Source organism: Sphingomonas sp. R1, assembly GCF_025960285.1.
GTDB lineage: Bacteria > Pseudomonadota > Alphaproteobacteria > Sphingomonadales > Sphingomonadaceae > Sphingomonas.
In genome coordinates this window covers 2,977,096-2,992,264 of record NZ_CP110111.1, presented here as the reverse complement: position 1 = coordinate 2,992,264, position 15,169 = coordinate 2,977,096, and the positions used below count along the sequence as shown (strand labels likewise).

Below are 15,169 nucleotides of genomic sequence, written 5' to 3'. Positions count from 1 at the left end.
GGGCGCGCGCGGCGCAACCGCCACGGCACCCGTTGCCGACAGCCCGGGCGGGAAATCCAGCGAACCCCCGCCCCTGGTCGCGTCTATTACTCGGTGCAGATCGAACGCGCTAACCTAAATTATCCGCGCGTCGGATATTTCAAACCTTTGCACGGTTGGGGCCGAACGATCTTGGGAAGGCACGGGCGATGGCAACGGCAACGGCACGGGTTCCCTCCACCGGGCAGAGCGACGACCGGCGGCGTGCCACCCGCGCACTGCAGGCACTCAACTTCTTCATGGCCGACATGCAGGCTGGCATCGGCCCGTTCCTCGGCGTGTTTCTCCAGCAGCGCGGCTGGACCGCCGGGCCGATCGGCACGGTCATGACCGCCGGCGGCGTCGCGGGCATGGTGATGACCGTCCCCGCCGGCGCCTTCATCGATCATACCGAGAAGAAGCGCCTGGTGGTGATCGTCACCGGCATCTGCACGGTGCTCGCCTCGTTCCTGATCCTGCTCTCGCAGGCGGGCTGGGTGGTGACGGTAAGCCAGGTCGCCACCGCGATCGCGGGCGCCGCGATCGGTCCGGCGGTGGCGGGGATGACGCTGGGCATCGTCCGCCAGCGCGGGTTCAACGCGCAGAACGGCCGCAACCAGGCGTGGAATCACGCCGGCAACATGATCGGCGCGGGGCTTTCGGGGTGGCTCGGCTGGAAGTTCGGGATGCCGGCGATCTTCTATCTTGCCGCGGTGTTCGGCGTGCTGGCGATCACCTGCGTGCTCCTCATCCCCGAACGCGCGATCGACCATGCCGCCGCTCGCGGGCTGGAGGCGAAGGAGGGCAGCGAAGACCAGGGCGGCGGCCAGGCCGAGGGTTTCGCGGCGCTCTTGCAGACCAAGCCGCTGCTCATCCTCGCCGCCGCGCTCGCCTGCTTCCATCTCGGCAACGGCGCGATGCTGCCGCTTTATGGCCTGGCGGTGGTGGGCGCCGGCAAGGGCGATGCGGCACTGTTCACCGCGACGACGGTGGTGGTGGCGCAGGCGGTGATGATCCTCGCCTCGCTGCTCGCGATGCGCATGGCCGCCGGACGCGGATACTGGCTGGTGCTGCTCATTTCCTTCGCGTCGCTGCCGCTGCGGGGATTGCTCGCGGGCAGCTTCATCGAGCATTGGGGCGTATGGCCGGTCCAGGCGCTGGACGGCGTCGGCGCGGGGCTGCAGAGCGTGGCGGTACCGGGGCTGGTCGCGTGCATGCTCAATGGCACGGGACGGGTGAATGTGGGACAGGGTGCGGTGATGACGGTGCAGGGCGTGGGCGCCTCGCTGAGCCCCGCGATCGGCGGCTGGCTGGCGCAGGCGATCGGCTATCGGCTGGCCTTCTATATCCTCGGCAGTTTCGCACTGGTCAGCCTCGCGCTGTGGATCGGCTTCGCCGCCATCCTTCGCCCGGCCTGTGACGGCGCGCGCCCCGCCGAGACCGCATGACCGCCGCGACGCTCGCCACCTGGGGCATCTGCACGGCCGCGACTGCCGGCGTGATCGCCCGCCCCTTTCGCTGGCCCGAGGCGATCTGGGCGGTCGCGGGGGCGGTGCTGCTTCTGGTGCTGGGGCTGATGCCGCCGGGCGCGGCCGGGTCGGCGGTGGGCAAGGGCGTCGACGTCTATCTGTTCCTGATCGGCATGATGCTGCTGAGCGAGACCGCGCGCGAGCAGGGCCTGTTCGACTGGGTCGCCGCCACCGCCGCTGCCCATGCCCGGGGTTCGACCGCCAGGCTGTTCGCGCTGGTCTATATGACCGGCATCGTCACCACGACCTTCCTCTCCAACGACGCGACCGCGGTGGTGCTGACCCCCGCGGTCTATGCCGCCGCGCGCAAGGCCAAGGCCGATCCGCTGCCGATGCTGTTCGCCTGCGCGCTGATCGCCAACGCGGCGAGCTTCGTGCTGCCGATCTCCAACCCCGCGAACCTGGTGCTGTATGGCGGCACCATGCCGCCGCTCGGCCAATGGTTCGGCTCGTTCGCGCTCCCGTCGATCGCGGCGATCGTGGTGACGTTCGCGATGCTGCGCTGGGCGGAGCGTGAACGGCTGTCGGGCCGTTGCGAGCACGTCGTGGAGCGCGAACCGCTGTCGGGCGGCGGCAAGGCGGCGCTGGCCGGAATCGCGGCGACGGCGCTGCTGCTGCTCGGCATGTCGGCGCTGGACCAGCCGTTGGGCCTCCCCACCTGCCTCGCCGGACTGGCGACGACGCTCGTCGTCTGCGGCCTGGCGCGTCGCTCTCCGCTTGCGCTTGCCCGGTCGGTGTCCTGGAGCGTGCTGCCGCTTGTCGCCGGACTGTTCGTGCTGGTCGAGGCGCTAGACCGCACCGGCGTGATCGCCATGGTGGCAGGCAGCCTGCGATCCGCCGCCGGCACGCCTGTCGCCGGCGGCGCGGCATCGGGCACGCTGCTCGCCTTCGCGTCCAACCTGATGAACAATCTGCCCGCCGGGCTGATCGCCAGCGAAGCGGTGGCGCAGGCGCACCCGCCCCGGCTGATCGTCGACGCGCTGCTGATCGGCGTCGACCTCGGACCCAATTTGTCGATCACGGGCAGCCTGGCAACGATCCTGTGGCTGCAGGCGATCCGCCGCGAGGGCGAGGATGTCGGCTTCTGGCGGTTTCTGAAGGTCGGTGCGGTAACGATGGTGCCGGCGCTGATCGCGGCCCTGGGCACGCGCCTGCTGCTCGGTTGAGCGCGGTGGCGGAGACGGAGGGATTCGAACCCTCGGTACGAGTAATCCCCGTACGGCGGTTTAGCAAACCGCTGGTTTCAGCCACTCACCCACGTCTCCGGAAGCGCCGAGGACGAGCCCTATAACGAGCAGTGCGCCGGCAATCAACGGGGATAACCGCCCGATCGTGAAATCGAGTCGATCAGGCGCCCATTCATTGCCGCGACAGCCCCGCGCGCCTAGGATAGCGGCCGAAAAACACCGGGTTTGGGGTAGAGTGGATGATGCGATCGGGTTGGTTCATGCTTCTTGCAGTCGCTGTTGCCGGGCTTGGCAGCATGCCGGCCGCCGCGCAGATGACGACCATCGACCCGAACACCGCGATCGATTCGGACCTCAAGAACCCGCCGCCTCGCCAGACCACCCCGCCCGCGCCGCAGCCGCAGCAGCAGCAATCCTATCCCCCCGCCGACAATGCACCCCCGCCTGCGGACACCCCGCCGCCGGTCCAGGCCCCGCCGAGCAGCCCCGCCGCCGCCGATCCGAGCGCGACCACCGCGCGCCAGGCGGCGACCGACACGTTCGAGAAGGACGATCTGCTCGCCGCCGCCGAAGGCGTGTTCGGCAAGGGCGCCTCGGGGCTCGCCAAGCTGCTCGAGGACATTCTGAAGGATCAGGGCAAGCCCAACGCCTATATCGCCGGCAGCGAAGCCTCGGGCGCGATCGGCGTCGGCCTGCGCTATGGCAAGGGCGAGATGTTCCACAAGGTGGAGGGGCAGCGCCCGGTCTACTGGACCGGCCCGTCGATCGGCTTCGATCTGGGCGGCGATGCCAACAAGGTCTTCGTGCTGGTCTATAACCTCTACGACAGCCAGGAGCTCTACAAGCGCTTCCCCCAGGGCGAGGGGCATGCCTATTTCGTCGGCGGCTTCTCGGCATCCTATCTGCGCCGCGGCGATGTGGTGCTGATCCCGGTGCGGCTGGGCGTCGGCTGGCGGCTCGGCGTGAACGCCGGCTATATGAAGTTCAGTGAAAAGCAGCGCTGGCTGCCCTTCTGAGCCAGCGGGCGGGACCGCCGCGGCAGCCCCGCCCCGCCGCCTCAGCCGAACTCGACGGCTTCGAACTTCACCGGCTCGCCGATCGCCTGCTCGGCGAGCTGCGCTTCCCACATCACGCGGTGCCCGCGGATGATCGTGCCGACCGGGCGGCCGGTCAGTTCCATGCCGGTGAAGGGCGACCAGCCGCAACGCGATGCCAGCCACGCCTCGTCCACCGTCCAGCGCGCCTTGAGGTCGACGACGGTGAAGTCGGCATCATAGCCCGGCACGATCCGCCCCTTGCCGACCAGCCCGAAGATGCGCTGCGGGCCCGCGCTGGTCAGGTCGATCAGCCGCTGGAGCGTCAGCCGGCCTTCCGCGACATGGTTGAGCATCAACGGCAGCAGCGTCTGTACGCCGGGCATGCCGCTGGGGCTGTCCGGATAGGTCTTGGCCTTTTCCTCCAGCGTATGCGGCGCATGGTCCGAGCCGAGCACGTCCGGCACGCCCTGGCGCAGCCAGTGCCACAGCCCGTCGCGGTGCGCGCCCGAACGGATCGGCGGGTTCATCTGCGCGAAGGTGCCGATGCGCGGATAGGCGTCCTCCCCCGCCAGCGTCAGATGCTGCGGCGTCACCTCGCAGGTCGCGATGTCCTTGTTCTGCCCGAGCAGCTCCAGCTCGGCGGGGGTGGTGACGTGGAGGACGTGGATCCGCCGTCGTGCCGCGCGTGCCAGCCCGAGGATGCGGCGGGTGGCGAGGATCGCGCTCTCGTCGTCGCGCCACACCGGGTGCGAGGACGGATCGCCGGCCACGCGCTCGCCCAGGCGTTCCTGCATGCGGAACTCGTCCTCCGCATGGATCGCGACGCGGCGATGGCCCGAGGCGAGCACGCGCGCGAGATTGGCATCGAACGACACCAGCAGGTCGCCGGTCGAGGCGCCCATGAAGATCTTCACCCCCGCCGTGCCCGGCAGCCGCTCCAGCTCGGCGAGATGTTCGGCATTGTTGTTGGTCGCCCCGACATAGAAGGCATGATCGCACCACATGCGGTGATGGGCGCGCTGCAGCTTGTCCGCCACCGCCGCCTCGCTGTCGGTATTCGGCTTGGTGTTCGGCATCTCGAACACGGCGGTCACGCCGCCGAGCACCGCCGATCGGCTGCCGCTTTCCAGGTCCTCCTTATATTCGAGCCCCGGCTCGCGGAAATGGACCTGGCTGTCGATCACGCCCGGCAGCACGTCCAGCCCGGTGCAGTCGATTGTCTCGCCCGCGTCGCCGACATCCCCGATCGCGACGATCTTGCCGCCGGACACGCCGACATCCACGTTCGCGGGGCCGCTGGGAAGATGCACGCGACCGCCGCGCAGCTTGAGTTCGACATTCGCCATGGCTTTGCCTCTTTCGTGAGCGTTGGCCGCGTCCTACCTGTTCGGCATGGACGATACCAGCACCTGGCTCGACGATCGCGCGCTGCTGCGCCTCTCCGGCAACGATGTTCGCGGCTTCCTGCAGGGCCTGCTGACGCAGGATCTCGCCGCGGTCGCCGCGGGGGCGCCGCAATGGGCGGGCCTGCTGACGCCGCAGGGCAAGGCGCTGTTCGATTTCCTGCTGTGGTCGGACGGCGACGCGATCCTGATCGATTGCGAGGCAGCGGCGCGCGAGGCGCTCGCGCGTCGGCTCACCCTCTATCGGCTGCGCCGCGCGATCACGATCGAGGCGATCGATGGCGCGGTGCACTGGTCGCGCACGGCGCACGACGGCGCGGCCACCGATCCGCGCCTCGCGGCCCTTGGCTATCGCTGGCTGGGTACGGCGGAGGGCGGCAGCGCCGCAGGCCCATGGCGCGCGCACCGGCTGTCGCTGGGCGTGACCGAGGGCGCAGACGAGTTGGGCAGCGACAAGACGCTTTGGCTCGAATGTAACGCGCAGGAACTCAACGGGGTGAGCTTTACCAAGGGCTGCTATGTCGGCCAGGAGAACACCGCGAGGATGCACTATCGCGCGAAGGTGAACCGTCGGCTGGTCGTGGCACCGCTGGGCGCGTCGGGCGATCGTACGCGGGCGACCTATCCAGATCTGGGCTGCATGGTGGAACTGCGGCGGGTCGAGGCACTGGGCGACGCACGCATCCCGGACTGGCTGGCGGGCGCGCTCGCCGAGGGCTGATCGCGACAATGCCCATCGTTCGTGGAGGGAGAGGCGCGGGTCTCCCGGGAAGAAGATTCTCGATCTTCCCGAAAAGGGGGACGCCGAGCTTCTCGTGAATGCCGCGCGACTGGAAGGCGAAGGCGTACGCCCAGAAGGCGACACGAGCTTCTGCGCGGGCAATCCGCTCGGCATGCTTTAGCAGTGCCGTGCCCCAATCTACGGCGCGATGCGCTTCGAACACCGCCAGATAGGCGACAGCCAATCATAGTCGCAGCGGCCCCATAGGCCAGCCCGCGAGGATCGCGGCAACGTCACGGTCGTCGGGGACGACGGAAGCAGCGCGCATCCCGGCATTGCGCGGATACGACGCGGCCCCGCGGCGCCGGATACGAGATGCGCCGCCAACTACCCAAAAAGAAAGGGAGACCGGTTGCCCGGTCTCCCCTCTTTTCCATCCCTTGCGGGCGGGCAGGTCTTACTGACCCGAACCCGGACCGTAGGTGATTTCCACACGACGGTTCTGCAGTTCGCGAACGCCGTCGGCGGTCTGGACGCGCGGGCGGCTCTCGCCGAACGCTTCCGTGGTGATCACGCCGGTCGGGATACCCTTGCCGGTCATGTAGGCCTTCACCGAGTCCGCGCGACGCTGCGACAGACCCACGTTGTAGCTTGCCGAGCCCGAACGGTCGGCGTGGCCGGCCAGAACGACCTGGGTGTTGCTGCAATCGGCGTAGTTGCTGATCGCATTGTCCAGGATGCTCGCTGCTTCCGGCGTGACGTCCGACTTGTTCCAGTCGAAGAACACGATGTACGGGCCAGGCGTGCAGACCTTGGCTTCCGGAGCCGGGGGCGGCGGGGGCGGCGGAGCCGGCTCGGCAACCGGGGCCGGGGGCGGCGGGGGCGGCGGCGGAACCGGAGCCGGCTCCGGCGCACCGAAGTTGTAGGTCAGACCGACCAGCAGGCTGTGCGAGCGGTAACGGCCCTTCCACTGGTTGCCGCCGATGTCCGTCAGCTTGACGTCCGGTGCGTTGAAGAAGCGGTACTTCAGCGACACGTCGACGTTCTTGTTGATCGGCGCGCGGACGCCGGCAATCGCCTGCCAGGCGAAAACGGTGTCCGAATCGTTGACGGTGTCTGCCGGACCCGAGACGCGCAGACGATCCTTGATACGAGCAACACCGGCACCACCGCCGACGAAGCCCTGCAGGCCGTTGTCGTCACCGAAGTCGAGCAGGCCGTTGATCATGAACGAAAGCGCCGAGGTGCTCCCGCTCGCCTGCTCGTAGCTGCCGGCAGGAGCCGGGAACGCGTTGGTCGCGATCGGAACCGAGGTGCGGGCGCTGTCGACGCGAGCGCGGCGATAGCTGACTTCGGCTTCCGCACGGAACGGACCAAAGTCATACCCAATGTTGCCACCAACGTCGTAGCCGACGTGGTTGTTCTGCGTCACAACATCCTTGCTGGCGCCGACGTCGAAGTGAATGTCCTCGACGAGCATCGCGCCGCCTTCAACACCCACATACCACGCGTCGTCGCGGGCGAAGGCGGGCGTGCTCAGCGCGGTCGTGGCGAGCGCCAAAGTGACGGCAAGCTTCCGCATCATAATCCCCTTTCATGGTCGTCCATACGGACAGGCCAAACTCACTACTCAAACCAAAGTTTCGGCGCAAGCGCACAAAACCGCGGACTGTTGCACAAACGTCACAGGTTAGATTTCCTCGATCAACCCGTGCCGGCGCAACGTTTGCAGTACCGCAGTAATCGCCGCCCTAGCCTCCGCGTCAACCGTCACCCCGCCGATCGGTTCCGCAACATTCGGCTGCTGCGGGCCAACTAGCTGGCGTCCCTCGATAAAAAGTCTTCCATAGGTCCTGCCGTGGTACCATTCCCCGTCGGCGAACAGCGCGTGGCATTGTGCATCGACCGCCCAGATCCGCATCCCCTCGAAAGGGGCGACGAAGCGCCAGCCGCCATCGGTCCATGCTGCAACTGCGTTGGCATGCCCGGCCCAATCGCCCTCCGCCGGATCCGCGACGAGCCAGCATTGTCCGCGTGCGGGACTGGCAGGCGGAGTCGCAGCCGTGGAGAGAACGGCGGCCTGAGTCGCGATGTCGAGACGGGTGAGCGCCTCGTTGTGGGTCATTTCCTTCTGCGCCTGGCCAGGCTCCAGCAGCGGCAGCCCCAGACGCGGCGTGGGCAAATCGGTCATGCTCGATCTCCATGGGCAGGAAGCAGAAGCCTGGTTTCCGGCGACGGGCCGTGGGTGCCGATCTGGCGCACGCCGATGCGCAGCGGGAGGTCCGGAGCGCCTGCCGGCAGCAGCAGCGACGCGGTGTCCGTCGTCACGCTGCGGCTGCCCGTGTCGGAGGCGATGTCGACCTGGTAGCGCTCGCGTTCCTCGGCCAGCGGTACGTCGACGCCGTCCCGCCATGTCCAGCCGGCGCGGCTCCGACGGACCCAGGAAACCAGGGTGCCGCCCGCGACGGCGGTGGCGGTCAGATGGACCGGCGCCAGCGGAAGCACGGCGATGCCCCGCGCGGCCGCAACTGCCGGCACCGCATCCGGCGGATCATCCACCCCCTGGGCGAGCACCGCGATGCTGCCGCCCACCGGCACGGCCAGGGCTAGCGACTTGAGACAATCGCGCTCCACCAGCACGAAGGGATCACCGGGGCGTGCACGGCCGATCGCCGCCTCGGTTCCGCGCCGCCCGCGCCACAATCGCGAGAGGCGCCAGCGCGTGCCGCCCAGATGCTCGGCCGCCCCGAACTGCAGCAACTCCTCGCCCAGCAGCGCAAGGTTGGTACCGGCGTCGAGCCCGGCATCGTCGGCCGAGAGCAGCAGCATGCCTTCATGCGCCAGATCGACCTCGGCGAAACCGGCATGATCGGCGAGTGCGGCGCGGGCCGGACCCGGGGCGAGATGGACGGTGCCCAGCACGGCAGGATAGGCGGTGTCGCCCGCGGCGGCCCAACTCGACCCGCCATCGGCACTGGCGAGCAACGCCGCGCGCCGCCAGCCGCTACCGGTCCCCGCCGCCGCGACCATCATTTGCGGCGCAGTGGCGGGCGCGTCGTCCAGCAGCGGCAGTTCGAAGGGCACAAGCAGCGTTCGTCCGCGCCGCATGTCGGGCGACGCCACGGCGCGGCCCGCGCTCGCCGCGACCGTCAGCGGTGCTTCGGCGACCGGCACGCAGTCGAGCCTGACCACCATCTTCTCGAGCGCCCAGCGCTCGACCCGCCACTGTCCGGCGACGCCCTCGATGGCGATGCGCGCGCCGGGCGCGATGCCGAGGGCGTTCCAGCCGAGCGTTAGGGTGCGGCGCTCGCGCGTCCGCTCGGCGCGGGCAAGCGCGTCCGCCGCGATCGCCTTGGCCGTGGACGCGTCGAGCACCGCGGGGAGATCGACCCGCGCCTCGCGGGTTCCGAGCCCCGGACGGTGCGCCTGCTGCACCCCCGCCTGATAGTCGCGTGCCGGATCGAAATAGCCGACGCTCAGCCGGCGGGGCGTGCCATCGAGCGCAGCAAGCGCACGCACCCGCCGCGCGCCGCGTTCCCCACCGGCGCCGCAGCCGTCGTCGGGAATGGTGACGGCCTCACCGCCCCCGGCGACCATCGTCAGCGCCCCGCTCTCCTCCCGCAGCCAGGCACCGCTCGCGGTGCACAGCGCATCGAGCGCGGTTCGCACCGTATCCTGCGCCGAAAAGCCGGTAAGGCGGGTTCCCACCCCATCCGCCGAAAGGCCCGCGATCTCCTGGGCGAGACCGGCCACCGGCACCGGCGCCTCATCGGCGATCACCTCAAAGCTGAGCTGGGGAATACGGTTGCCGAAGGTCGCCAGCTCCAGATCCTCGAAGACCGCATAGGCCAGCCCGCGATGGGCCGGCGCGCGGCCCGCGCCCTCGATCGCGGCGATCAGCGGGTCTACCGGCTGGTCCTCGTCGCCGGTGTAGAGGCGGAAACCCGTGCGCACCTTGAAGTCGCCGGCCGCGCCGCGGAGCAGTTGCCCGTCGGCCCAGATGCGCCCCAGCTGGAGGATCGGCCGGGCCGACAGCGCGACCGCGAAGGAGGCGGTGTAGCTGTAGGTCGTGGTCGAGGGCTGGCCCTTGCCGCCGCTCTGGTTGCCGCGATGCTCGATCAGGTCGGTCGCCCAGATCACACAGCCTGCCACGCGGATCGAACCGAACAGCCGGGGGATGGCGGTGCCATAGCTCGACGTCTGCACCCGCAGGTCGCCGAGCCGGGCCCCCTCGCGCCGGCCCGGCTTGAAGAGCAGCGCGCTGTCGATCACGCCGCCGAGCTGCGCACCGAGCTGCGCGCCGGGCGGACCGCCAAGCAGGGCACCCGCTACCGACAGAACCACCGTCGCCATCAGTCATTCTCCACCAGTCGCCAGCAGCCGAGCACCGGCCAGGGCACCGCCCCCGGCCGCTCGACCACCCGCCGCGCCACCGCGTCGGCATGGACGATCCCGTTCTCGCTGCGGATCGCCAGATGCAGCTGACCCGGGCCGCTGCGGCACAAGAGCAGGTCACCCGGCACCGCGCCGGCCACTTCCACCAGTCCCGCCGCCCGCAGCGCATGCGACACCGCCGCGGCATCGCCCAGGCGCAACCGATAGCCGGTGGGCGCAGTCCGCCCGAGCGCCAGCGCGGCCAGCCCGACGCAATCGAGCCCCGACACCGGATCGCGCCCCTGCGGCCGGAACGGCACGCCGATCGCCCGCCGCGCCGCGGCGAGCACCGTCGCGCCGCTCATGCGCCGGGATACCGGGTGAGCAGGTCGGTGCCCGGCAGATAGGGTTCGCCGCGAAAATTGGCGGCATTGCCGAACCGGCCCGCACAGGTTTCCAGTCGCCCGTCGCACCCCTCGATCAACTCGACCAGCGCGCCGGCGCCGTCGAAGCGCGGCGGCCGCTGCAGCGTCACGATATCGCCCTCCGACCGTAGAATCGCATCGTCCAGCCCGCTGTTCGCGCTGCCGAACCAGCGCAGCCGCCCGCCGCCATAGGCATTGGCCACGGGCTCGATGCCGTCCACGCGCAGAACGGCATCGGCCACCGCCAGCACGCGCACGAACCGCCGCCGCCCGGACATCGGCGCGCGGCAGCGCGCATCGCCCAGCTGCGCGCGACAGTCGGGCGATGTCGTCTCGCCCACCGGCGCGTCGAAGGCGGCGGTCCGGCCACGAAGTTCGGCGGTCAGCGCGCCGTCCCGCGTCTCGACCGCGCCGATGATTCCCTCGCCGAGCAGGGTCCGGTCGCCGGGCGCCGCCCAGTCGGTGGCGAACAGCACCACGCGTGCGCCGTCCCACCTGCCGGCGAGCAGGTCGAGCTCGGAGATCGCATCGCTCGCCAGCACGCCGTGCACGTCCATGCTGTCGGCCTCCAGCGCAGCGCTGCGCTCGACCGCACTCGGCGTCATGCCCGGCGCGGCGCGGTAGCGCAGGCCGTCGATCGTCAGGTCACGGTCGTGCGCGGTCAGCCCGATGGTCACGCCGTCGCGCCGCTCGATCCGCCAACACAAGGTGACCGTGGTGAGCGTCTCGTCCAGCCAGCTCATTCGCGGATCTCCACCAGCGGCACCGAGGCTGCGGCCCCGGCAAGGAAGGTCGCGCGGCTCACCCGCAACTGGTCCTCGGCGAAGCGAACCGGCACGTCGAAGCGGAAGGAGGCTGTCACCCGCACCCCCGCCGCCGGCGGCAGGTCCAGCGTCACCACGCCGCCCGCGCCCAGCGTGAAGCCGGTGACGGCCGTCCCGTCGAGCCGGACCGATACCGTAGCCGCAACCGGGCGGGTGATCCGCCGAACGCTCTCGCCATAGATCTTCACCAGCGGGAACCGCGCAGTGGTGCCGTCGCCCGTCCCGATCGGCTCGTCCACGCCCTCGAAGTCGAACGGGTCGCGCAGGCGAAAGCCGCGCGCCGGCCCCATGCGGGCGCGGAAAAAGCCGAGCAGCGCGGCAATGTCCGCCTCGGAGCGGACGCCCGGCCCGACGTCATAATGCGTCCGCGCTTCCGCCCAGGCGGCATTGCGCCGCTCGGCGCCACCGGCACTGGTGACGATCGCGGTGGAAAGCTCGGGCGCCACCTCCGCCTCGCGCCCCAGCGCGATCGGGAACAGCACGTCGTCAAAGGGGGCCATCTCCGCCTCCATGTCGAAATGGGTGAAGCCATCGCGCGCCACCTGCGGCAGCGCCCACACATAGGTCGCGGCCACGCCGCGCGCGCGGCCTCGGGCTGCCGCCGCCGCGATCGCCTGCCACTGCGCCTTGTCGGCGCTGCGCAGCACGAAGCCGGAGAGATAATGCTGCTGCGACACCGGATAGCCGAGCCGCGCGGTTGCCGCCGCCAGCGCCCGTTCGGAGGCCGCGACGTTTCCGGTCGCCGCCCAGTCATAGTCCTCGAGCTGCAGCACGTCGAAGGCGGGGGCTGCCCAGCCGACCGGCAGGTTAGCGCGCTTCAGTTCCGGCATCGCCGGATCGAGCACGGTGGGCAGATAGGCGAGCAGCAGCACGCGGGCACCGGGCGCGGCCGCGGTCACCGCATCGCGCAGCGCCAGCGTCGAGCCGGCCAGCAGGGCCCCCGCCGCGTCCAGCACGCCGGTATCCACCGTCCCGCGGACATTCTGCGGCGGCGGATCGCCCAGCGCAGCCCGGGCGGCAGCGTCATGGATGCACAGCCGCCCATCGGCCATCACCCACCACCAGGGCTCGCCGATCTGGAACTGCACCGGCAGCCCTGCGCCCTGCGCGATCGCGACGAAGGCCAGCGCCACCGCCTGCAGATAGGCCATCGCCCCGCCATGCGCGGGCGATAGCAGGGTGGAAGGCGGGCTCCACCCGGTCAGCGCCGGGCTGCCGTCCGCCGCGCGCTGCTTCCAGTCGCCCCAGACATGCTGGTCGAGCAGTTCGTAGCTGAGCGACCAGATCACGCCATAGCCCAGTTCCCGGGCGCGCGCCGCGAAGTCCGCGTGCCAGGCCGTGCACGCCCGGTTGAGCGCGCCGCCGGCCAGGCTGACATAAAAGCCGCCGGAGAGCGGCTCGAGCCGGAGATAATGGCTCATGCCCACATAATGGAGAATGTCGCCGCGATAGCCGAGCTGCAGCATGGTGCGCAGCAAGCGTGCCGGCGTCTGGTTATAGGCGTCGTCATAGCCGGTGGCGATCGACAGGCCATGTCCGGGCACGACCACGTCGCCGATCGCGAGTACCGATCCGGGCCCCTCGCAGGCGATGTCGGTGAGCTCGATCCACGCCTCGGCGGCCGCGGGAAGCGCGGTCTCGTCCCCGGCGGCATAGCCGGGCGGGACCAGCGAGACGAACATCCGGTCGATATCACCCGCCCATACCGGATCGGCCTCGCCGGGCAGCAGGAACCCGCCCTGCACCGTCGCGAAGTCGATCGCGACCCGCGCATCCTCGGGGGTGCCCTGCGCATAGTTCCACAGCCGCACATACCAGGCCCGCGCTGCGCCCTCGGCGTCGCGTCCCTCGATGGTCAGCACCGGGCCATGGACCGCATCGAGCGGCACCACCCCCGAGGAGCGCCAGCGGAACCGCAGCCGGCAGCGGCGAAAGTCCCGGTCGGTCGCATAGGCGAGCAGCGGATGGTCCCAGCGGTCCTCGGCCTCCCAGATCAGCCCGGCGAGATCGCCGCGCCGCTGGAACACGCAGTCCATCCGCAGCGCATCCGGGGCGATGGTGACCACGCTCGCCATCATCGGCCGCGGAAAATCCACGGTCCAGTAGACGGGATCGAAGCGGCTGATCACACCGGCGGCCTGATCGCGCCGCGCATCGGCGAGCCACCAGCCCATCAGTCGAGCCCCGCCAGCGCCGCGCGCACCGCGCGGGCCACTTGCCGGCTGGATTGCGCCAAGGCGGAAGGCGCGGCGGCGGATGCGGCGTTGATCGTGATCGCCACCCGCACGTCGCGTCCGCCGGCCTGTACCTGTACCGGTGTCGCCACCTGGCCCGCACTGGTCGGCACGAACAGCTCGGGCCCGCGCTCGCCGACGACATAGGGCCGGCCGGGGCTCACCGGCCCGCCCGTCGCGCGTCCCGGCGAGCCGAGCAGGCCGACGAGCAGCGCAACCAGCCCGCTGCTGCTGCCGCCGCTGCCGCCGCCCGCCGCGGAGGCGGGGATGCCGAGCGCGGCCCTGGCGATTTCCTCGAGCGCGCGGATCGCCACCTTGGCGAGATCGTCGAAGCCGATCCTGCCGGTCCGCGCGGCGCGCAGCAGCGTGGTCTCGATGGTCCGGCCGACCTGGTCCACGCCGGTTGCCAGCGGCCCTTCCAGCACGCCGCGCATCGCATCCACGTCGCGCGCGAAGCCGGCGGTGTCGGCGCGCACCGAGACCACCAGCCGTTCGATTTCCTCATCCATCGGGGAATTGCTCCTGCAATCGTGCAATCAGGTCTGCGGACGGCGGCTCGACCGCCTCGCCCGCCGCCGCCCGGACCAGCGCCGCCAGCTCGGCCGGGGTCGCCCGCCAGAACCGGTCGGGGCTCCAGCCGAACGACAGGCCCGCCAGCCCCGCCAGCCGCGCGGCGGCATCGGCGAAGCGCATCACCGCCCGCCGAGAATCTGGCCGAGCAGCGTCTTCAGCGCCGGCGTGGCGGCAGCGAGCCCGGCCTCGGCCACGCTCTCGGCAAACGCCTCGCGGGTCAGGCCCTCGGGCACCACCTTCAGGCAGTGCCAGAACAACGCGACCGTCTCGCCCAGCCCCAGCCGCCCGCTCGCGGCGCGTTCGACGAGCGCGAACAGCGGGCCGAGTTCGGCCTCGGCGGCGACCAGCGCCGTGAAGCTCGGTCGCAGCACCAACGCGGTGCCCGCCACCTGCAGCGCCGCCTCACCGCGCACCGGATTGGCCGCGCCGCTCATGCGCTCACCACCGGGCCGGAGCTTTCGAGGCTCAGCGTGTAGCTGCGCTCGCCGTTGAAATCGCCGGCATAGTCGAGCCGGGTGACCAGGAACCTGCCGGTCATCGTCTCGCCGCTCTCGAAGCTCAGCCGATAATCGTCGAGCGCGCCGGCCAGCGCATTGGCCTTCACCCGCACCTCCGCTGCCGATCCGGTGAACACGCCCGCCGCGGACACGCTGACCGACCGTATCCCGGCGCCGGAGAGCAGCTCGCGCCAGCCGCCCGACTCCTTGCTGGTGATCGCCACCGCATCGCCGTTCACCGAAAGCTGCGTCGTCCGCAGCCCGGCCACCGTCGCGTACACCACCGGCGTCGCGCCATTGCCCACCTTGAGCAGAAAGGCGCTGCCCTTCTCTGCTGCCATGTTCCG

At 70.5% G+C, this 15,169-nt stretch carries 15 protein-coding genes and 1 tRNA gene; 4 read left to right on the top strand and 12 right to left on the bottom strand.

Annotated elements, in window-relative coordinates; all coding sequences use genetic code 11:
- Positions 1-188 precede the first annotated feature (188 nt).
- Entirely contained in the window at positions 189-1,466 is a 1,278-nt protein-coding gene (locus tag OIM94_RS14320) for an MFS transporter (RefSeq protein WP_264607371.1), read from the top strand.
- Entirely contained in the window at positions 1,463-2,713 is a 1,251-nt protein-coding gene (locus OIM94_RS14315) for an arsenic transporter (RefSeq protein WP_264607370.1), read from the top strand. The genes OIM94_RS14320 and OIM94_RS14315 overlap by 4 nt, the downstream gene beginning before the upstream one ends.
- A gap of 6 nt (positions 2,714-2,719) precedes the next feature.
- On the opposite strand, the gene OIM94_RS14310 is transcribed toward OIM94_RS14315, so the two are convergent.
- Positions 2,720-2,812 (bottom strand) — tRNA-Ser (locus tag OIM94_RS14310).
- A gap of 161 nt (positions 2,813-2,973) precedes the next feature.
- On the opposite strand from OIM94_RS14310, the gene OIM94_RS14305 reads away from it, so the two are divergent.
- Positions 2,974-3,750, top strand: coding sequence for a DUF1134 domain-containing protein (locus OIM94_RS14305; RefSeq protein ID WP_264607369.1), 777 nt, complete (start codon positions 2,974-2,976; stop codon positions 3,748-3,750).
- A 41-nt stretch (positions 3,751-3,791) separates the two neighbouring features.
- Here OIM94_RS14305 and OIM94_RS14300 read toward each other — a convergent pair whose 3' ends face one another.
- Positions 3,792-5,117, bottom strand: coding sequence for a dihydroorotase (locus tag OIM94_RS14300; protein ID WP_264607368.1), 1,326 nt, complete (start codon positions 5,115-5,117; stop codon positions 3,792-3,794).
- A gap of 46 nt (positions 5,118-5,163) precedes the next feature.
- On the opposite strand from OIM94_RS14300, the gene OIM94_RS14295 reads away from it, so the two are divergent.
- Positions 5,164-5,895 carry a YgfZ/GcvT domain-containing protein gene (locus OIM94_RS14295; protein WP_264607367.1) on the top strand — a complete coding sequence of 244 codons (732 nt, stop codon included), beginning with the start codon at positions 5,164-5,166 and terminating at the stop codon, positions 5,893-5,895.
- 457 nt (positions 5,896-6,352) lie between these two features.
- On the opposite strand, the gene OIM94_RS14290 is transcribed toward OIM94_RS14295, so the two are convergent.
- From OIM94_RS14290 to OIM94_RS14245, 10 genes are all read right to left on the bottom strand, one after another.
- Positions 6,353-7,477: an OmpA family protein gene (locus OIM94_RS14290; protein WP_264607366.1), complete on the bottom strand. Its 1,125-nt coding sequence runs from the start codon at positions 7,475-7,477 to the stop codon at positions 6,353-6,355.
- 108 nt (positions 7,478-7,585) lie between these two features.
- On the bottom strand, positions 7,586-8,086 hold the full coding sequence (locus OIM94_RS14285) for a DUF2793 domain-containing protein (RefSeq protein WP_264607365.1): 501 nt from the start codon (positions 8,084-8,086) through the stop codon (positions 7,586-7,588).
- Positions 8,083-10,248 carry a phage tail protein gene (locus OIM94_RS14280; RefSeq protein ID WP_264607364.1) on the bottom strand — a complete coding sequence of 722 codons (2,166 nt, stop codon included), beginning with the start codon at positions 10,246-10,248 and terminating at the stop codon, positions 8,083-8,085. The genes OIM94_RS14285 and OIM94_RS14280 overlap by 4 nt, the downstream gene beginning before the upstream one ends.
- Entirely contained in the window at positions 10,248-10,634 is a 387-nt protein-coding gene (locus OIM94_RS14275) for a peptidoglycan endopeptidase (protein ID WP_264607363.1), read from the bottom strand. Before OIM94_RS14275 ends, OIM94_RS14280 begins: the two co-directional genes overlap by 1 nt.
- Positions 10,631-11,437 carry a DUF2163 domain-containing protein gene (locus OIM94_RS14270; RefSeq protein ID WP_264607362.1) on the bottom strand — a complete coding sequence of 269 codons (807 nt, stop codon included), beginning with the start codon at positions 11,435-11,437 and terminating at the stop codon, positions 10,631-10,633. Before OIM94_RS14270 ends, OIM94_RS14275 begins: the two co-directional genes overlap by 4 nt.
- Positions 11,434-13,692: a DUF2460 domain-containing protein gene (locus tag OIM94_RS14265; protein WP_264607361.1), complete on the bottom strand. Its 2,259-nt coding sequence runs from the start codon at positions 13,690-13,692 to the stop codon at positions 11,434-11,436. The genes OIM94_RS14270 and OIM94_RS14265 overlap by 4 nt, the downstream gene beginning before the upstream one ends.
- Positions 13,692-14,261, bottom strand: coding sequence for a tail tape measure protein (locus OIM94_RS14260; protein ID WP_264607360.1), 570 nt, complete (start codon positions 14,259-14,261; stop codon positions 13,692-13,694). The genes OIM94_RS14265 and OIM94_RS14260 overlap by 1 nt, the downstream gene beginning before the upstream one ends.
- A complete protein-coding gene (locus OIM94_RS14255; protein WP_264607359.1) occupies positions 14,254-14,445 on the bottom strand; it encodes a phage tail assembly chaperone in 192 nt (63 codons plus the stop codon). Before OIM94_RS14255 ends, OIM94_RS14260 begins: the two co-directional genes overlap by 8 nt.
- On the bottom strand, positions 14,445-14,759 hold the full coding sequence (locus OIM94_RS14250; protein ID WP_264607358.1) for a gene transfer agent family protein: 315 nt from the start codon (positions 14,757-14,759) through the stop codon (positions 14,445-14,447). Before OIM94_RS14250 ends, OIM94_RS14255 begins: the two co-directional genes overlap by 1 nt.
- The gene (locus OIM94_RS14245) at positions 14,756-15,163 is read right to left on the bottom strand and encodes a phage tail protein (protein WP_264607357.1); all 408 of its coding nucleotides are present in this window, start codon (positions 15,161-15,163) and stop codon (positions 14,756-14,758) included. Before OIM94_RS14245 ends, OIM94_RS14250 begins: the two co-directional genes overlap by 4 nt.
- Between the last annotated feature and the right edge of the window lie 6 nt (positions 15,164-15,169).

Bases quoted from the DNA above. Each gene is read 5' to 3' on its own strand.
- OIM94_RS14245 (WP_264607357.1), bottom strand. From the start codon at position 15,163: ATGGCAGCAGAGAAGGGCAGCGCCTTTCTGCTCAAGGTGGGCAATGGC.
- OIM94_RS14285 (WP_264607365.1), bottom strand. From the start codon at position 8,086: ATGACCGATTTGCCCACGCCGCGTCTGGGGCTGCCGCTGCTGGAGCCT.
- OIM94_RS14290 (WP_264607366.1), bottom strand. From the start codon at position 7,477: ATGCGGAAGCTTGCCGTCACTTTGGCGCTCGCCACGACCGCGCTGAGC.
- OIM94_RS14305 (WP_264607369.1), top strand. From the start codon at position 2,974: ATGATGCGATCGGGTTGGTTCATGCTTCTTGCAGTCGCTGTTGCCGGG.
- OIM94_RS14280 (WP_264607364.1), bottom strand. From the start codon at position 10,248: ATGGCGACGGTGGTTCTGTCGGTAGCGGGTGCCCTGCTTGGCGGTCCG.
- OIM94_RS14315 (WP_264607370.1), top strand. From the start codon at position 1,463: ATGACCGCCGCGACGCTCGCCACCTGGGGCATCTGCACGGCCGCGACT.
- OIM94_RS14300 (WP_264607368.1), bottom strand. From the start codon at position 5,117: ATGGCGAATGTCGAACTCAAGCTGCGCGGCGGTCGCGTGCATCTTCCC.
- OIM94_RS14275 (WP_264607363.1), bottom strand. From the start codon at position 10,634: ATGAGCGGCGCGACGGTGCTCGCCGCGGCGCGGCGGGCGATCGGCGTG.
- OIM94_RS14265 (WP_264607361.1), bottom strand. From the start codon at position 13,692: ATGGGCTGGTGGCTCGCCGATGCGCGGCGCGATCAGGCCGCCGGTGTG.
- OIM94_RS14250 (WP_264607358.1), bottom strand. From the start codon at position 14,759: ATGAGCGGCGCGGCCAATCCGGTGCGCGGTGAGGCGGCGCTGCAGGTG.
- OIM94_RS14255 (WP_264607359.1), bottom strand. From the start codon at position 14,445: ATGCGCTTCGCCGATGCCGCCGCGCGGCTGGCGGGGCTGGCGGGCCTG.
- OIM94_RS14270 (WP_264607362.1), bottom strand. From the start codon at position 11,437: ATGAGCTGGCTGGACGAGACGCTCACCACGGTCACCTTGTGTTGGCGG.
- OIM94_RS14295 (WP_264607367.1), top strand. From the start codon at position 5,164: ATGGACGATACCAGCACCTGGCTCGACGATCGCGCGCTGCTGCGCCTC.
- OIM94_RS14260 (WP_264607360.1), bottom strand. From the start codon at position 14,261: ATGGATGAGGAAATCGAACGGCTGGTGGTCTCGGTGCGCGCCGACACC.
- OIM94_RS14320 (WP_264607371.1), top strand. From the start codon at position 189: ATGGCAACGGCAACGGCACGGGTTCCCTCCACCGGGCAGAGCGACGAC.